This window comes from Burkholderia sp. IDO3 (assembly GCF_003366075.1).
In the GTDB taxonomy this organism is placed as follows: Bacteria; Pseudomonadota; Gammaproteobacteria; order Burkholderiales; family Burkholderiaceae; genus Burkholderia; species Burkholderia anthina.
On sequence record NZ_CP028965.1, the window covers coordinates 190429 to 207475 of the forward strand.

Sequence of the window (17047 nt, forward strand, 5' to 3'; positions counted from 1 at the left end):
GTCCTGCGGTAACGGTTTGTGACCGATGCTACGATCACGCCGCAGCGCGAACATGACACGGTGATGACGTTTCCGTCATCTTGGGAGAGTCAAGAAAGCACTTCGGAAACCCACGGCTGGGGTAAAGGTTGTGTGAAAGTCTCGCTGCCCATCGATCATCAGATCTTTCTCTGGTACGCGCGCGGCGCCAGTTCCTCGGCCCTTTCCTAGCGCTCGCTGTATCGGTCGACCAGATTTGGGCCGTCGTCTCGGGTAGAGTGAACTTGACTGGCTCCTCCATAACGTCAACGAGCCGATCGTAATGGGCCGACGGCTTCGTCCGCCCTGCTTCGTCGAATTCCGCGAACGCCTTGGCCGACGACGACTGGTTCGGGATCATCAGCATGCGCATCCAGCCTCAGAGCATGCGCATCCGGTTTACAGCGTTGAACGACTGAGATCCGCCGCCCACCTGCATCACCGCGAGCGTCTTGCCCTGCTTCGGCCGCACCGCGCCGACCGACGAAGGAATCCAGTCGATCCGTGATTTCATGATGCCGGTCATTGCGCCGTGCCGTTCCGGCGAGCACTACACTATGCCTTCCGCTCACGTCACCACCCCGCGCAACCCGGCCACCTTCGGGTGGCTCTCGGGTGCAAAATCGGACGAAGGCCGCCCACTTGGATTGAACACGCGTACCCGGCACCAATCGCTGTGAACGGCGGCGCAGCTTCCTCGACCGGCAAGCAGCTGAACAAGCGTTCATGCAGGGAGCCGTGCAGAAGCACGAGCCGGGGCGGATGGGTCGACGGTGGCGTCGGCCGCGCCTTCCGGCACGAGGATCAGCGTGGTGTCGAACTGAGGCGGGTCGTCCAATTGTTCAGACGCGCTTGCCCTCCGCATCGGTTACGACTCCGCCGCCTTCCTTGGTGCACGGACCTCTCTGCGGGTAGGCAATCGTCGGTCAGGTCACCGGTACCGTCCGCGGTCTGCATTAACTACCCTGGCTCACTGTCTTCGGAAGGCATGGCGGTCCCCCCTCCCATTGTTTTAACGTTACGTGGCAGGCTCAGCTGCCGTGGCACTCTTGTCGAAAGGCTTGTAGGCCAGCAACCGCAGCGCGTTGGCAACCACGAGCAAGGTAGACCCCTCATGGAAGATGACCGCCGTACCGATGTTCAGCCCTAGCACGGTTGCCGGAATCAGCACCGCCACGACGCCAAGACTCATCCACAGGTTCTGCTTGATGACGCGGCTCGTACTTCTCGACAGGCCCACAGCGAACGGCAATTGCGCCAGATCGTCGGCCATCAGTGCCACGTCGGCGGTCTCCAACGCAACATCGGAGCCTGCGGCACCCATCGCGATGCCCACGGTCGCGTTAGCCATGGCGGGTCCATCATTGACGCCGTCTCCCACCATCGCCACCTTGCCGTGCTCGGTGCGCAGTTTCTTGATCTCCTCGACCTTCTGCTCGGGCATAAGGTCTCCTTGGGCCTCGGTCAGGCCAACGGTTTGCGCAACGGCCTCGGCCACCTTCTGGCTGTCGCCGGAAATCATAATTAGCCGCTCGATGCCGAGTTTCCTGAGTTCGCCCATGACTCGGCCAGCGACGGGGCGCGGCGTGTCCATGACGCCGATCACGCCCAGGAAGCGCGCTCCCTTGCGGATGATCATCGTCGTATGTCCGTCGGCGATGAGTTTCTTGTTGGCCTCGTCGATGTCATCAGGGACGGTTGAATCAGACAGCTCCCTGAACAGAATCGGCTTGCCGATGTGGACAGTCTCGCCCCCTAACTGAGCCCGGACACCGCGCCCGGTGATGCTTTTGACATCCACAGCCTGCGGCAGATCGGTCTTGTCTCGCAGCCGTTCCTTCGCCCCGTTGACAATCGCCGCGGCGAGCGGGTGGTCGCTGTGTTCTTCCACCGCCAGCGCCACTGCCAGCAGTTCGTGCTCAGGCACGCCTTGAGCTGGGACCACCTCGGTGAGCTTCGGCTTCCCCTCGGTCAGCGTGCCGGTCTTGTCAAAGGCAATTGAGGTTAGCGTGCCCAGGTTCTCCAAAGGCCCACCACCCTTGACCAGCACACCGCTCCGCGCGGCGCGCGCTACGCCGCTGAGAACTGCACTGGGCACTGAGATTGCGAGCGCGCAGGGGCTGGCAGCCACCAACACGGCCATCGCCCTGTAGAAGGTGTGGGAGAATGGCTCATCGATAACAACACCAGCGCACAGCAGCAGACCGACCAACACCAGCACTGATGGCACGAAGATGCGCTCGAACTTCTCGGTGAACTGCTGTGTCGGCGAGCGCTGGGCCTCCGCCTCAGTGACCATCTTGATGACGCGCGCCATCGTCGACTGATCGGCCTTTCGGGCGACCATGATATCCATGGCGCCCGCGCCGTTGATCGTGCCGGCGAAGACGCGGCTCTCAGCCGCTACGCCCTCGAAGCGCCCGATTGTGATTCGGCCATCCTCGACGGGGCGCTTGTCGACTGGAACACTCTCGCCCGTGACCGGTGCCTGATTGACGCTGGAAGTGCCAACGACCACAACACCGTCCGCAGGCAGCCGCTCGTTGGGCTTCACGACGACGACGTCGCCTACTTCCAGCTTCTCCAGTGGCACAACCTCCGTCCCGGAATCGCGCCGCACCGTGGCCGTGTCAGGTGCAAGCTTGGTTAAGGCCTCGATGGCACGCCGGGCCCTACCCATGGCGTAGTGCTCGAGCGAATGCCCAAGGCTGAAGAGGAACAGCAACAAAGCGCCTTCTCCCCAGGAGCCCAGAGCCGCGGCACCCGCAGCCGCTACGAGCATGAGCGTGTCGATCTCGAAACGCTTGGCACGCAGGTTCTCGATGGCTTCTTGGATGGTGTAGTAGCCGCCGAAGAAGTACGAAACCACGTAGCAGTGGGTGGACAGCCATTCAAGACCGGTGCCGCGTCGCCCCACGAGCCATCCAGCCATCAGGAAGACTCCGGACAAGCAAGCAAAGATCAGCTCGGTCTTTTCGCCGAACAACCCGCCGTGTCGATGGCTGTGCTCGCCGCCCTCGTCTTTCCCGCAAGTGTGGTTGGCTCGCTGCAGCGCACGGTGGTCATTGGCAGCCGCCTTATGCCCTGCCGTGCCGGAATCTGCGGATGCCTTGCAAGAGCGGACCGCCGTGGTCGGCTGAACAGCCGGCGTTGCCCAATTCACAGAGATATCGAGTAAGGTCAGGCGCTGCGTGAGATCGGACTCGTCAGTGAGGGAACGGTCGTATTCGATGCGGACAACGCCGCTTGGCGATACGTCGGCCTCAATGATCCCACCGAGTGAGCGCAGCTGCTCAGCAACACGCCTGGTGGCACGCACATGCATCGGCGCATTCACTCGTCCCACAATGTGCGCGAAGCGGCCCGCCACAGCGAGCCCTTCAGACCGAATCAGCTCACGCAGCCTGCTTAGTGAGATCACGGCGGGGTCGTAGTGCACACACAACTGCGGCTCTCCTTCAGCCGCGCCAGTGATATGAGCCCCTTCAATGCCAGGCCTGTCCGCCAGCTTGTCTTGCAGGCGGCTCACGCAGCGGTCTTCGGCGCCATATATGTCCGGCAGAACCAACGGCAGATCCAGCCGCAGCTTCTGGATGTCGCTCATGAACGGCTCCATTTTCATACAAATGGCCAGCCGGCCCGGAAGGTTCACCGGCCACCAGGGTGCTCCATCAGCAAGAGAGTCTATCAGTCCGTTCCAATCGCCGGCAAATAGCGCCGGCTGCGCTGCCCGAAGCAGATGCTCCGAGCTGAGATCAGGATACCAATCAATCAGATAGGGGCCGACGTCGCGCGGGTCAGGACGTGAAATTCGCCAACTTCCATTACGTCCAGTCTCTTCCGGTCCGTGACCCGAACGGGTTATGGCGCCCCCCGCGTCTCGTCTAATCCCTCGCTGACAGGTTGAAGGTCGGCCGGGATAAGCACTTATGCGAAGGTTCGCATATTCACGAATCCCGGCGGACCCTCTACTAACTGTTACACGATGGTAAGTCGTTGTTTTGGTATGCACTTCCACTACGAACAGTTTGCCGCTCGCCAACATCGGAGCGCTCTAATTTTTGCCGTAGGTGCCCGCATCGCTCGAGTTTGCGCCCGACAAGGGGCCGCGGTTCGACACTATCAAATCCAGGCATTCCAATGCAGGGCCGAAATATCGACCGATTTCTTTCCTGCTTTCGATATTTCGACTACTATTGAAACATGGAAACAAACCAAACCATTGCCGCCCTCGCGGCACTCGCCCACGAATCCCGGCTCGCCGTCTTTCGTGCACTCGTGCAAGCGGGGCCGGAGGGCATGCCGGCCGGGCAGATCGCCACGCTGCTGGACGTGCCGCCGTCGTCGCTTTCCTTTCATCTGAAGGAACTGGCGCATGCACAACTCGTCACCAGCCGCCAGGAAGGCCGCTTCGTCTTCTACTGCGCGAACTTCGCCACGATGAACGGCCTGTTGGCTTACCTCACGGAGAACTGCTGCGGCGGCAATCCCTGCTCGCCTGCGGGCGCGTGTTCCCCGGTCAAGGAGCAACACTCATGAAGCGCTTCCATGTGCACATCAGCGTGCCGGATCTCGTTGACAGCATCCGTTTCTATTCGGCGCTGTTCGCCGCTGAGCCGACCGTCGTCAAGAGCGACTACGCGAAATGGATGCTCGACGATCCTCGCGTCGACTTCGCGATCTCGCAGCGCGGCGCGGCGCCCGGTCTAGATCATCTTGGCGTGCAGGTCGAAAACGATGCCGAGCTGGCGGAGATGCATACGCGCTTGAACGGCGCCGCGCTGCCGGTCGACGAGCAAATCGGTACGGCGTGCTGCTACGCCCGCTCCGACAAGTACTGGACGGTCGACCCGCAAGGCATCGCATGGGAAACGTACCAGACGCTCGGCGACGTCCCCACCTTCGGCGAATCCCGTAACGCGTCGGCGGCTGAATCGAATGCCGACGCTTCTGCTTGCTGTTCCCCTGCACGCGGCAAGCCGATCGGCGTGCCGGTGAAATCGTCCTGCTGCTGAGGTCCAACCATGAGCGACAAGCCCTACAACGTGCTGTTCATCTGTACCGGCAATTCCGCCCGATCGATCCTGTCCGAGGGACTGATGAACCGCCTTGGCGAGGGCCGCTTCGTGGCGTACTCGGCGGGCAGTCATCCGAAAGGCGAGGTGAATCCGTTCGCGCTGCGCGAGCTGGCGCGTTGGCAATTGCCGACCGAAGGCTACCGGAGCAAGAGCTGGGACGAATTCGCGGCACCCGGCGCACCGGCGCTCGATTTCGTCTTCACCGTGTGCGACAAGGCCACCGGCGAGGTGTGCCCGATCTGGCCCGGTCAACCGATCACCGCACATTGGGGTGTGCCTGACCCGGCCGACGTCGAGGGCTCCGACGAACAGAAACAGCAGGCCATGCACGACGCCGCGCTGACGTTGAAGCGTCGTATCGACCTGCTGCTGTCATTGCCGCTCGCCAAACTCGACAACGTCGCACTGCAAAAGTCCCTGACCGAGATCGGGCAAAAGTAACTTTGGATCGTCAACCCATGACCACGAACGTACTGATCCTCTGCACCCACAACTCGGCGCGCAGCGTGCTGTCCGAAGGGATGCTCAATCATTGGGCCGCGAAGCTCGGCAAGGACGTCCGCGCATACAGCGCCGGCAGTGCGCCGAGCGGTCGCCTCAATCCGTTCGCGCTGGAAGCGCTGACGACCGCTGGCGTCGACGTGAGCGGCTACCGCAGCAAGAGCTGGGACGAGTTCGTCGGCGATGGTGCGCCGGAGATGCGCGTCGTCATTACGGTGTGCGACAGCGCGGCCGCCGAGACGTGCCCGTACTGGCCCGGCAGCCCCGTCAAAGTGCATTGGGGCTACGCCGATCCGTCGAACGCGTTGGGCGGCGACGAAGGCAAGCGACTCGCCTTCGAACTCACGCGCCAGGCGATCGGCTATCGCATGCTGCAGTTGTTGGCGCTGCCGCTTGATCGCATGAGCAATGCCGAACTCCAGACGGCGTTGACCGAGATCTCGCAAAACTGACCATTCGCATGGCGGTCCGCTGAACCGCGCGGCCGCCGACGACTTCAAGACTGAACCCTATCCATGAACACGTCCAATGTCGCCCCGCCGGGCAAGGCCGTCGCAAAGCCTTCCATCAATTTCTTCGAACGCTACCTCACCGTCTGGGTGGCGCTGTGCATCGTCGCCGGCATCACGCTCGGCCAGGTGCTGCCCGGCCTGTTCCAGCAGATCGGGCGGATGGAATATGCCCAGATCAATCTCCCGGTCGGGCTGCTGATTTGGGTGATGATCATCCCGATGCTGGTCAAGGTCGACTTTGGCGCGCTGCATGAAGTGCGTCAGCACGTCAAAGGCATCGGCGTCACGCTCGTCGTCAACTGGCTCGTCAAGCCATTTTCGATGGCGTTTCTCGGTTGGTTGTTCATCCGCCATCTGTTCGCGCCGATGCTGCCGACGGACCAGCTCGACAGCTACATCGCCGGCCTGATCCTGTTGGCCGCAGCACCGTGTACGGCGATGGTGTTCGTGTGGAGTCGACTGACGGGCGGCGATCCGCTGTTCACGTTGTCGCAGGTCGCGCTGAACGACAGCATCATGGTGATCGCCTTCGCGCCACTGGTCGGCCTGCTGCTCGGCATGTCCGCAATCACGGTGCCGTGGGCGACGTTGCTTACGTCCGTCGTGCTCTACATCGTTATCCCGGTGATCATTGCGCAGATCCTGCGTAAGCGGCTGCTCGCGAATGGTCAGGCTGCATTCGATGCCGCGATGGCGAGGATCGGCCCTTGGTCGATCGCGGCGCTGCTGGCCACGCTTGTGCTGCTGTTCGCGTTCCAGGGCGAAGCGATCCTGAAGCAGCCTCTGGTGATCGCGCTGCTCGCGGTGCCGATCCTGATTCAAGTGTTCTTCAACTCGGCGCTCGCGTACTGGCTCAACCGCGCCGTAGGCGAGAAGCACAACATCGCGTGCCCGTCGGCGCTGATCGGCGCATCCAACTTCTTCGAGCTTGCCGTCGCGGCCGCGATCAGCCTGTTCGGTTTCCATTCCGGCGCGGCACTGGCTACCGTCGTCGGCGTGCTGATCGAGGTGCCGGTCATGCTGTTGGTGGTGCGCATCGTCAACCAGTCGAAGGGCTGGTACGAGTGCCGGACCTGACATGTCCACGCATGCACCCCGCCCGCACGCATGGCTGACGCCGTCGCTCGGGCTGACGCAGATCGTCGGCTGGGGTTCCATGTTTTACGCGTACGGCGTCCTGATGCAACCGATGCAGGACGAGCTGGGTCTGTCGAAGCCAGTCGTCGTCGGCGCCTATTCGGTGGCGCTGCTGATCTCGGGGCTGTTGTCCACGTCGGCCGGCAGCATCATCGACCGCGTCGGCGGGCGCGCCCTGATGGCGGGCGGATCGTTGCTGGCGGCGCTGATGCTTGTCTGCTTGTCACGGGTGAATAACGTGGTCGGGCTGTATCTCGTGTGGGCCGGCATCGGCGTTGCGATGAGCGCAACTCTCTACCAGCCTGCGTTCACCGTCATCACGCAGATATTCGGTAACGACTACCGCCGCGCGATCACGCACCTGACCTTGTTCGGCGGTTTCGCCAGCACGGTGTTCTGGCCGCTGACGCAAACGCTGTTGCAGCACGTCGGATGGCGCGACACATGGCAGCTCTATGCCGGCGCGAATCTGGCGATCTGCGTGCCCGTGCATGTCGCGCTGCCAAGTCGTTCACACGCACCGCATGGCGTGACGCCAACGCAAACGGAACAGCCGGCCGCTAACCTTGGCGCTGTCCTGCGCGACCCGGCCTTCTATCTGGTGACCGCGGCGGTCACGCTCAATGCGCTGGTGTTCGCCGCGATGTCGCTGCACATGATCGCGGTCTTGCAGGCGCATGGCATTTCCGCCGCGAACGCGGCATGGGTGGGGGCGCTGGTTGGGCCGATGCAGGTTCTCGGCCGCGTGCTGGAAACGACGATCGGCAAACGCGCGAGCACGCGCCAGGTCGGCATGGCCGCGATGGCGTTGCTGCCGCTTTCGCTGGTCCTGCTCTTTGCGTCCGGGACGTGGCTGCCCGTGTACGTTGTTTTCGCGGCGCTGTATGGCATCGGCAACGGCGTCATGACGATTGTCCGCGGTGCATTGCCTGCGGAACTGTACGGGCGAACCGCCTATGGCGCGATCAGCGGGGCGATGGCGACGCCCGTGCAGATTGCCATCGCCGCCGGTCCGTTCGTTGCATCACTCCTGTATGTCGCCGGGAACGGCTATCCCGGCACGCTATTGGCCCTGGCCGGCATCGGCGCGACAGGTGCGATCCTGTTCCGCTACGCGATCTTGCATTTGCGCCATCACGCTGTCCCTCTATCGAAGCAAGGAATCTCGACATGAGCAACATCACGATCTATCACAACCCGGATTGCGGCACGTCGCGCAACGCGCTGGCCCTGATCCGCAACAGCGGCGAGGAGCCTGTCGTCATCGAGTATCTCAGGACGCCCCCGTCGCGGGAAACGCTGGTCAAGCTGCTGGCCGATGCCGGCCTGACCGTACGCGAGTTACTGCGGGAGAAAGGCACGCCTTATGCGGAACTCGGTCTGGGCGATCCGAAGTGGACCGATGAGCAACTGCTCGACTTCATCGGGCAGCATCCGATCCTGATGAACCGGCCGATCGTGGTTACGCCGATCGGCACGAAGCTATGCCGGCCGTCCGAAGCCGTGCTGGATATCCTGCCGAACCCGCAGACGGGGCCTTTCACCAAGGAAGATGGCGAAGTCGTGATCGATGCGGAGGGCAAGCGTGTCTGAGCAATTGAACGACATGCCGCAGCTCGACGCCACGCTGTTCCGCGTGCCGGACGCCGCTCAATTGCGGCCGGCGACACCGTCGACGCATCCGCCTCGACTCCTGCTTCTGTACGGCTCGCTGCGCGAGCGTTCGTTCAGCCGTCTGCTGGTCGAGGAAGCCGAGCATTTGCTCACGGCGATGGGGGCCGAAGTCCGTGTGTTCAATCCGAGCGGCTTGCCGCTGCCCGATGATGCGCCGGAAAGCCATCCGAAGGTGGTCGAGCTGCGCGAGCTGGTGATATGGTCGGAAGGCATGGTGTGGTGCTCGCCGGAACGACACGGCGCGATGACGGGGATCATGAAATCGCAGATCGACTGGATTCCGTTGTCGGTCGGCGCAGTCCGGCCGACGCAGGGCAAGACGCTTGCGGTGATGCAAGTCAGCGGCGGTTCGCAGTCGTTCAACGCCGTGAACCAGATGCGCGTGCTCGGACGCTGGATGCGCATGCTGACCATCCCGAACCAGTCGTCGGTGGCCAAGGCGTTCGCGGAATTCGACGAAGCGGGTCGGATGAAACCATCGCCCTACTACGATCGTGTTGTCGATGTCATGGAAGAGCTGGTCAAGTTCACTCTGCTGACCCGAGATATCGGCCCGTATCTGGTCGACCGGTACAGCGAGCGAAAGGAAAGCGCCGAGGAACTGTCGAAGCGCGTGAACCAGCGAAGTATCTAGAATCCGGTCCAAGGAGTAAGGATGGAGATCCGCCCCGCCACTGTCGACGACCTAGCGTCGATCGAAACGCTGCTGCGTCAATGTGGCCTTCCCGTCGTTGGCGTCAGCGACCACTTGCGGAACTTCGTAGTCGCGACGGAAGGTTCAATGATGTGCGGATGCGGTGGCCTTGAGCACTATGGTGACGCCGCACTTGTGCGCTCTATTGCGGTAGCTGAACGTGCACGCGATTCTGGTCCGGGGCAACGTATCGTGTCGCGGCTCGTCGCCGAGTGTCATGCGCTACAAGTTCGGTCGCTTGTGCTGCTCACCACGACCGCGGAGCACTATTTCACCCGTCTAGGGTTCGTGCGCGTTGCGCGTGGCGACGTAATGCCCTTGGTGTTGGCGTCGAGCCAATTCCAAGGCGTATGTCCGGGATCGGCCGTCTCGATGTTGCGAGTTCTGTAGCCATTGACGGGAGCACCAAGGGATCGGTCCGACAAGGGGGATCTGCTTGCCTTCGATGCGATTTACCGGTGGTCGCCCCCGGTCAAAGATTATTGGCTGCCGTATTTCGCTTGCCAGCGCTTCATCTTCGTAATTTCTTCCTTTTGTGCTTTGACGATGCTTCGGGCAAGCCTTCTCATCTCAGGATCCTTGCCGTACTTCAGTTCGGCTGCCGCCATATCGATTGCGCCTTGATGGTGCGGAATCATGTGGGAAACAAAATCTTTGTCAGCGTCGCCGGTGTAGGTCTGTCCTTGCATCCTTCGCATCATCCTCTGGTCTGCACCCTTGAAGGCTTGTACAGACGCCGAATTAGCTTTAGTCGACTGCCCCATATTCATGTCTGGCATGGACGTGGCTTGCTGAGCACTCGTTGTACCGATCATCAGGCCGAGCGTTGCAATTACGTTGATGACGAACCACGGGATGGAAATTCGCGTTTGCATATTTACCTCCTGATGCATAAAAATTATGCTTTCGGGAAACGAACAATTTTTGCTGGTCGAACTTTTTCCACTTTCGACACTGATTCGAGGCTTCATGACGGCGCAATCCACGCTCCTGTGCCGCGCACTAGTACCCCTTCGAGGAGAATCCTCATCGTTCCCGCGGGAATTGCAAGTGGAACGTCGTACTGACGTCGTTACTCGAAACCTGGACTTGTCCCCGGTGCAGTTCCATGATCGATTTCACGATCGCGAGTCCCAGCCCGGCATTCTTCGAGGATCCATGACGTGACGCGTCGACACGGTAGAAGCGCTCAAAGATTCGATCAAGATGTTCCGGCGCGATAGGCCGTCCGTGGTTGGTCACTTCAACGACGACGTATTGCAGCGAGCGAGACGAGGCGAGTTTGATTGCCGTGCCTGCGAACGCATGGTCCAAAGCGTTGGATATGAGGTTGCTCACCGCTCGTCGAAAAAGCGTTGCATCCGCGACCACATGCGCGTCGCCGACGACGACAAAATTGACCCCCTTTTCGTCCGCAATGCTCTGATAATAGGACGCCAGTCGTTGCAGTTCCATCTCAGTATCAAGGTCCGATACCTTCAGGTGCAGGTGTGCATTCTCTGTACGTGCAAGGAACAGCATGTTCTCGATCATCCGTTGCAGACGTTCGCATTCTTCGATGTTCGAATCGATCAACGCCTCATATTCGTCGCTCGTTCTCGGTCGCGACAACGTGACCTGCGACGAGCTGATCACGTTGGCAAGCGGGGTGCGCATATCGTGGGCGAGGTCGGAGGAGAACTGAGAAAGGCGCACAAACGCACGTTCAAGTCGATCCAGCATTCGATTGACCGACGACGCGAGTTCGCGGAGCTCCATCGGACCGCCGCGAATGTCGAGTCGCTCGCTCAAATTGTGCGCTTCGATAATTGACGTCTGGCGGCCCAGACTTTCCACTGGACGAAGGCCTCGACGTGCGATCGCATAGCCCAAGCCACCGAGCAATATCGCGCCGACGGCGACCGCCAGCCAGATGTCGACGCGATAGCTTTTCAGAAGCGACTGCCGGTCGGTCGCGGTCCGTACAAGGGCGATCCGTACATCTTCGCCTGACGGCAGCCTGTCGCGCGCGAAAACACAGCGTGATGGCCCGATTCCCGTCGGATCGCACGTGTATGGAATACGAGGCGGACGGTCGCTCGAGGCGATCGACTTCAACGTCACGCCCGGCGCGGCCGTGTGCTCGATCAGCGAATTGTTTTGCCCGTCGTAGATCCCAAGATACACACCGGGATGCGAGAGCAGTACCTCGTGAAATACCGCAGGCGTTGCACGAATGGCCTGTACCGAACCGCTGGCGTGAGCCAACTGCAGAAACTGGCTCAGCTTGCCACCGATTTCGATGTCGTCGCGGCGCTGCAGTTCAATCGACAGGGACCGATACAGGTAAGCTCCAGTCAGCGCAAACGCTAGTCCTGCGACGACAGCGAAGGCGACGGTCAACCGAGTGAGCAGTGAGTAAGGTGCCGCCTTCCCCGTCATGAACGGTCCTCGAGCACGTATCCCATGCCCCGGATGGTATGGATCAGTTTCTTATCGTACGCGTTGTCGACTTTGGCGCGCAGGCGCTTGATCGCGGCATCGACCACGTTCGTATCGCTATCGAAATTCATATCCCAGATCTGCGAGGTAATGAAAGTACGCGTCAAAACCTCGCCCTCTCGTTCAGCCAGGAGTTGCAACAATGCGAACTCCTGTGCGGTCAGGTCGATGCGATTGTCGCCGCGACGCACTCGCCGCTTGAGGAGGTCAATCTCCATGTCCGCAACGAGCAGAATGTCCCGAATGCTCCGCGGTGCGCGCCGTAGCAACGAACGGATGCGTGCGAGAAATTCCGCGTAGGCGAACGGTTTGTGTAGATAGTCGTCTGCACCAAGTTCAAGCCCAGCGACCTTGTCCTCGATTGCTTCGCGGGCGGTCAGCATCAGCACGGGTGTCTGCTTTTCCGCGCGGAGGCGCTTCAGCACCTCGAACCCGTCCAGCTCCGGGAGCATGACGTCGAGCACGACGAGGTCAAAATTTTCATGCAGCGCGAGAAACAATCCGATTTTGCCGTTCTCGGCAACATCGACGGTATAGCTCGCTTCCGTCAGTCCCTTTCGGAGATATGACGCCATTTTCGGTTCGTCTTCGACTATCAGTATCCGCATGGGAGTGCAGTAGGACTGTCAACGGGTTCGACGCGGGGAGCGCTGCGCTCAGCATACGGCCGCGAAAGCGCGCAAAAAATGACGGCCGGATGACAATTTTTTCATGAATCTCCGAGCGCCGGAACAGCGAGAGCCGTCCACCGCCGCTGGATGAAAAAATGGTCATCTTTCGACCACGCCGTCGTCACGCATCGGCCGTTAAGCTAAATACCGGCTATACCGCTTGTGGTTACACCCGGACACGTTCTCGATGTTATCGTTTCGAACTGCTCGTGCTAGACTCCGCACCCATGTCATATTGGCGCAAACTCTTCGTCGTCGTGCTGTTGGCACTGAGCCTGCCGGTTCAGTCGTTCGCGGCTATCTCGATGAATTGCGTCGCTTCGCATGCCGAAGCCAGCGAAACGCCGATCGTGCATGCCGGGCAGTCCATGTCCGGGCATCATCGCGACATGCATGGAGCGGCGCTCGCGGCCGACGACCATCACACTTATCACCACGGCGGCGGTCATCACGCGCATTCATGTTCGACATGCGCAGCCTGCTGCTTCGGCACGGGATTACCCGCGGTTCCCTCCGTCGTCGTATCGTCGGACGTAACACGCGTCACCACCTCGATTCCGCCTTCTGCCGGTGTCGTGTCTTTCCTGACCGACGGCATCGAGCGACCTCCTCGCCACACCCTCGTCTGATTCTCCACCGCGGGTAATGCCCGCGATGTGCCATTCGTACTGACGGTCTTGCGTGGACCCGTCAGATGATTCACGACGAGAAAATTTATGCGACTGATTTCTGCGGCGCTGCTCGGCGCGGCGGCTTCATTGCCGACGCTCGTGCACGCCACCACAACGATTCCCGACCCGACGGATGCCGCGGCCTCGGTCCCGGCGATTTCGGCGCCGTCGGCCTTCAACGGCTATCGCCCCTACAACGACGCCGACAACCCGACCTGGCAACAACTCAATCAAGCGGTCCAGGAGAAGCCGGCCAAGGGCGGCATGACGCACGGCGGCGCAATGGGCCACGGCGGCGCCATGAACAAGCCCGCTGGCGACCATCAGTCGAATCATTCGCAGCATGGGGAGCCCGCCAAATGATGAAGCGACTCGTTTCAACGCGCATGGGTGCGGGCGTTTCCATCATGGTGTTTCTGGCTGGCTGCACCACCTTCTCGAAGGACGGTGGATTCGGTACGGTGTCGTCGACGGCTACGGAGCGGCTCGGTAAGGACGCGGTTATCGTCAAAACCGATGCCGATCGGGATGCAGTGGCGAAGCGAACGCAGGAATTGCTCGCCAAGCCGCTGTCGATGGACGATGCCGTACAGGTCGCCCTGCTGAACAACCGAGGACTGCAGGCCTCGTATGCGGAATTGGGGCTGTCGGAAGCCGATTTGGTCCAGGCCGGGCGACTGCCGAATCCAGGCTTCACCTTCAGCCGCACGCGAGCGGGCAACGGCGACCTGAGCATCGGCCGCACATTCTCCGCGAACGTACTCAGTATTCTGACGCTGCCTTTCGCTGCCCACATCGAGGGCCGACGCTTCGAACAGACGAAGCTCGAGACTGCCGATACGATGCTGAAGCTCGCCGCCGAGGCGCGGCGGGCGTACGTCAACGCGGTGGCCGCGGAGCAGGCTGCCAAGTACGCGGAACAGGTAAAAGATTCGGCCGACGCAGGCGCCGAACTCGCTTCACGCATGCGGCAGGCCGGAAACTTCAGCAAACTCGATTATGCGCGAGAGCAAGCCTTCTACGCGGACTCGGTCGCCCAGGCCGCCAAGGCCCGGCAGCAAGCCGTATCGGCCAGGGAGAAACTCACGCGCACGATGGGCGTATGGGGCACTGGTACGCAGTACACCTTGCCTGAGCGTTTACCGGACTTGCCAAAGGACCGCCCGGAACTGAAAGATCTTGAGCGGTTTGCGATGCAGAACCGGCTCGACATCCAGGCAGCGAAGCTGCAGACGCAAGGCGTCGCATCGTCGTTGGGCCTCAGCAAGGCAACGCGGTTCATCAACGCAATCGATGTTGGTTACCAAAACAACTACGAAACCGACAAGGGTCACGAGCACGGCTACGAAATCAGTATCGAGATTCCCATTTTCGATTTCGGCAGCGCCAAGGTCGCCCGCGCGGAAGCCATCTACATGCAGTCGGCGAACCGCCTTGCCCAAACGGCGATTGATGCACGATCGGAGGTCCGCGAGGCGTATTCCGCGTACGTGAACAGCTACGACGTCGCGAAACACTATCGCGACGAGGTTGTGCCGATTCGCAAGACGATTTCTGACGAACTTCTGCTCCGCTACAACGGCATGCTCGCCAGTGTCTTCGAACTGCTCGCCGACTCGCGCGAGCAAGTCGGCGCGGTGAACAGCTACATCGACGCGCTGAAGGACTACTGGCTCGCCGAAACGGATCTCCAGCAAGCGCTGGGCGGACGTTTACCGAGGGCTGGGGCCGAGCAAACCGAGCAGACGCCTCCGGGGCCGAATTCCGCACCGCAGTCCGCCCCGAGACCGGCAGCCCGGCCGGAGCCTGCCTCGACCGCGCAACCGGCGCATGAAACGCATTCGGAAGGTAAATAACATGGTGTCCCGTCGACAATTTCTCAGCGGCTCGGGGGCCGCAATCCTCGGCGCCGCGATGGTCAGCAAGGCCGGCGCGGCTTCGTTGCCGGAAGCACCGACCATGGCAAAGGCGACGATGCAGCCGCCGCTCGTGCCACCCAACGGTCGGCCATACACACCGGTCGCGACGTTGAACGGCTGGACGCTGCCGTGGCGCATGAAGAACGGCTGGAAGGAGTTTCACCTGACAGCCGAGCCCGTCGTGCGCGAAATGGCTCCCGGGATGAAGGCCAATCTGTGGGGTTATAACGGTCAGTCGCCTGGCCCGACGATCGAGGCCGTCGAAGGCGACAAGGTCCGCATCTTCGTCACCAACAAGCTGCCGGAGCACACCACGATCCACTGGCACGGGATGCTGCTACCGAACGGCATGGACGGCGTCGGCGGCTTGACGCAGCCGCACATCCCGCCCGGCAAGACGTTCGTCTACGAGTTTCAGCTCGAGAAGCATGGCACGTTCATGTATCACCCGCACGCGGACGAGATGGTTCAGATGGCGATGGGCATGATGGGCATGTTTATCGTGCACCCGAAGGACCGCAGCGTGATGCCGGTCGACCGCGATTTCGTGTTCCTGCTGTCCGCCTATGATATCGACCCGGGCAGCTTCACGCCGCGTGTGAACGAGATGACCGACTTCAACATGTGGACGTTCAACTCACGCGTATTCCCTGGCATCGATCCGTTGCCAATTCGGGCCGGCGACCGCGTGCGCATCCGGTTCGGCAATCTGACGATGACGAATCACCCGATTCACCTGCATGGCTACCACTTCGAAGTGGCGGGTACGGACGGCGGCTGGATCCCGCCGGCCGCTCGTTGGCCGGAGGTGACGGCCGACGTCGCCGTCGGCCAGATGCGCGCAATCGAGTTCACCGCCGATCGTCCTGGCGACTGGGCGTTCCATTGCCACAAGTCGCACCACACGATGAACGCAATGGGCCATAGCGTTCCGAACATGATCGGCGTGCCGCAGAAGGACTTGGCCAAACGCATCAACAAGCTCGTTCCCGACTACATGGCCATGGGCAGCACCGGTGGCGCAATGGGCGAGATGGAGATGCCGCTACCCGACAACACACTGCCGATGATGACCGGTACGGGCCCATTCGGGCCGTTGGAGATGGGCGGCATGTTCACAGTCGCCAAGGTCCGGCAAGGGCTCGGGCGGAACGACTATCGCGACCCGGGCTGGTTCAAGCATCCCAAAGGCACCGTCGCATACGAATACACCGGTGAACTGCCGGACAGTTGATTTACACAACAAGGTCGGGGCACGCCCGACCGTCGGTTTCATCACCTCAACTCTGGAGAAGCACGATGAAGAAAGCACTGTTCTCGATTGCAATAGGCTGCGCCCTGGCGTTCTCTGCGTCGACGTACGCGGCAGGCGACATGGGCAACATGGACATGAGCGGTGGCACAAAGCAAAGTACCGACGCGAAGAGCAGCATGTCGCACGGCGAGATCAAGAAAGTCGACACGACTGCAGGCAAGCTGACCATCAAGCACGGTCCCCTCGAAAACCTTGGCATGGAAGCGATGACGATGGTGTTCAAGGCCAAGGATCCGGCGATGCTGTCGCAGGTGAAGGTCGGCGACAAGATCGATTTCGTCGCCGAGGAAGTCAACGGCGCACTGACGGTCGTCAAGCTGCAGAAGCAGTGACGACAATCGACGGGGACGCGCAGCCGCGGTCCCTGTCTCATTCT

General features: G+C 61.3%; 19 protein-coding genes and 1 pseudogene. 15 read left to right on the forward strand and 5 right to left on the reverse strand.

Features of this window, described 5'->3' with window-relative positions; all coding sequences use genetic code 11:
- The first annotated feature begins 18 nt into the window (after positions 1-18).
- The gene (locus DCN14_RS38295) at positions 19-210 is read left to right on the forward strand and encodes a hypothetical protein (protein ID WP_143331195.1); all 192 of its coding nucleotides are present in this window, start codon (positions 19-21) and stop codon (positions 208-210) included.
- On the opposite strand, the pseudogene DCN14_RS36600 reads toward DCN14_RS38295, so the two are convergent.
- Both DCN14_RS36600 and DCN14_RS36605 read right to left on the reverse strand, forming a co-directional pair.
- Positions 207-883 (reverse strand): annotated as a pseudogene (locus DCN14_RS36600) (NAD(P)H-dependent oxidoreductase). The gene DCN14_RS38295 and the pseudogene DCN14_RS36600 overlap by 4 nt on opposite strands.
- A gap of 153 nt (positions 884-1036) precedes the next feature.
- Positions 1037-3622 carry a heavy metal translocating P-type ATPase gene (locus DCN14_RS36605; RefSeq protein ID WP_012210995.1) on the reverse strand — a complete coding sequence of 862 codons (2586 nt, stop codon included), beginning with the start codon at positions 3620-3622 and terminating at the stop codon, positions 1037-1039.
- Between the two features lie 599 nt (positions 3623-4221).
- Between DCN14_RS36605 and DCN14_RS36610 the strand changes: the two genes are divergently transcribed.
- The 9 genes from DCN14_RS36610 (at position 4222) to arsN2 (ending at position 10004) form a co-directional block, all read left to right on the forward strand.
- Positions 4222-4557, forward strand: coding sequence for a metalloregulator ArsR/SmtB family transcription factor (locus tag DCN14_RS36610; protein WP_009693516.1), 336 nt, complete (start codon positions 4222-4224; stop codon positions 4555-4557).
- The gene (locus DCN14_RS36615; protein ID WP_009693515.1) at positions 4554-5033 is read left to right on the forward strand and encodes an ArsI/CadI family heavy metal resistance metalloenzyme; all 480 of its coding nucleotides are present in this window, start codon (positions 4554-4556) and stop codon (positions 5031-5033) included. The genes DCN14_RS36610 and DCN14_RS36615 overlap by 4 nt, the downstream gene beginning before the upstream one ends.
- A gap of 9 nt (positions 5034-5042) precedes the next feature.
- The gene (locus DCN14_RS36620; RefSeq protein WP_009693514.1) at positions 5043-5537 is read left to right on the forward strand and encodes an arsenate reductase ArsC; all 495 of its coding nucleotides are present in this window, start codon (positions 5043-5045) and stop codon (positions 5535-5537) included.
- A 17-nt stretch (positions 5538-5554) separates the two neighbouring features.
- Positions 5555-6049, forward strand: coding sequence for an arsenate reductase ArsC (locus tag DCN14_RS36625; protein ID WP_012210994.1), 495 nt, complete (start codon positions 5555-5557; stop codon positions 6047-6049).
- Positions 6050-6112: 63 nt separating this feature from the next.
- Positions 6113-7186 (forward strand): ACR3 family arsenite efflux transporter, encoded by a 1074-nt coding sequence (gene arsB / locus DCN14_RS36630; RefSeq protein WP_012210993.1) that lies wholly within the window; start codon positions 6113-6115, stop codon positions 7184-7186.
- 1 nt (position 7187) lies between these two features.
- Positions 7188-8420 carry an MFS transporter gene (locus tag DCN14_RS36635; RefSeq protein ID WP_009693509.1) on the forward strand — a complete coding sequence of 411 codons (1233 nt, stop codon included), beginning with the start codon at positions 7188-7190 and terminating at the stop codon, positions 8418-8420.
- Positions 8417-8839, forward strand: a complete 423-nt coding sequence (gene arsC, locus DCN14_RS36640; RefSeq protein WP_009693508.1) for an arsenate reductase (glutaredoxin) — start codon at positions 8417-8419, stop codon at positions 8837-8839. The genes DCN14_RS36635 and arsC overlap by 4 nt, the downstream gene beginning before the upstream one ends.
- Positions 8817-9554, forward strand: coding sequence for an arsenical resistance protein ArsH (arsH, locus tag DCN14_RS36645; RefSeq protein WP_012211085.1), 738 nt, complete (start codon positions 8817-8819; stop codon positions 9552-9554). The genes arsC and arsH overlap by 23 nt, the downstream gene beginning before the upstream one ends.
- Positions 9555-9575: 21 nt before the next feature.
- Positions 9576-10004 (forward strand): arsenic resistance N-acetyltransferase ArsN2, encoded by a 429-nt coding sequence (gene arsN2, locus DCN14_RS38945; protein ID WP_009693505.1) that lies wholly within the window; start codon positions 9576-9578, stop codon positions 10002-10004.
- Positions 10005-10093: 89 nt separating this feature from the next.
- Here arsN2 and DCN14_RS36655 read toward each other — a convergent pair whose 3' ends face one another.
- The 3 genes from DCN14_RS36655 to DCN14_RS36665 form a co-directional block, all read right to left on the reverse strand.
- Complete coding sequence (locus DCN14_RS36655) at positions 10094-10429, reverse strand: DUF305 domain-containing protein (protein ID WP_044582804.1); 336 nt, start codon at positions 10427-10429, stop codon at positions 10094-10096.
- A 211-nt stretch (positions 10430-10640) separates the two neighbouring features.
- Entirely contained in the window at positions 10641-12035 is a 1395-nt protein-coding gene (locus DCN14_RS36660) for a heavy metal sensor histidine kinase (RefSeq protein ID WP_009693503.1), read from the reverse strand.
- Complete coding sequence (locus tag DCN14_RS36665; protein WP_012211083.1) at positions 12032-12703, reverse strand: heavy metal response regulator transcription factor; 672 nt, start codon at positions 12701-12703, stop codon at positions 12032-12034. The genes DCN14_RS36660 and DCN14_RS36665 overlap by 4 nt, the downstream gene beginning before the upstream one ends.
- A gap of 290 nt (positions 12704-12993) precedes the next feature.
- Between DCN14_RS36665 and DCN14_RS36670 the strand changes: the two genes are divergently transcribed.
- The 5 genes from DCN14_RS36670 (at position 12994) to DCN14_RS36690 (ending at position 17003) form a co-directional block, all read left to right on the forward strand.
- Positions 12994-13395, forward strand: a complete 402-nt coding sequence (locus DCN14_RS36670) for a hypothetical protein (protein WP_012211082.1) — start codon at positions 12994-12996, stop codon at positions 13393-13395.
- An 87-nt stretch (positions 13396-13482) separates the two neighbouring features.
- Positions 13483-13800 carry a hypothetical protein gene (locus tag DCN14_RS36675; protein WP_009693501.1) on the forward strand — a complete coding sequence of 106 codons (318 nt, stop codon included), beginning with the start codon at positions 13483-13485 and terminating at the stop codon, positions 13798-13800.
- The gene (locus DCN14_RS36680; protein ID WP_012211081.1) at positions 13797-15293 is read left to right on the forward strand and encodes a TolC family protein; all 1497 of its coding nucleotides are present in this window, start codon (positions 13797-13799) and stop codon (positions 15291-15293) included. Before DCN14_RS36675 ends, DCN14_RS36680 begins: the two co-directional genes overlap by 4 nt.
- Position 15294: 1 nt before the next feature.
- Positions 15295-16590 carry a copper oxidase gene (locus DCN14_RS36685; protein ID WP_012211080.1) on the forward strand — a complete coding sequence of 432 codons (1296 nt, stop codon included), beginning with the start codon at positions 15295-15297 and terminating at the stop codon, positions 16588-16590.
- 65 nt (positions 16591-16655) lie between these two features.
- Positions 16656-17003 carry a copper-binding protein gene (locus tag DCN14_RS36690; RefSeq protein WP_009688005.1) on the forward strand — a complete coding sequence of 116 codons (348 nt, stop codon included), beginning with the start codon at positions 16656-16658 and terminating at the stop codon, positions 17001-17003.
- The last annotated feature ends 44 nt before the right edge of the window (positions 17004-17047 follow it).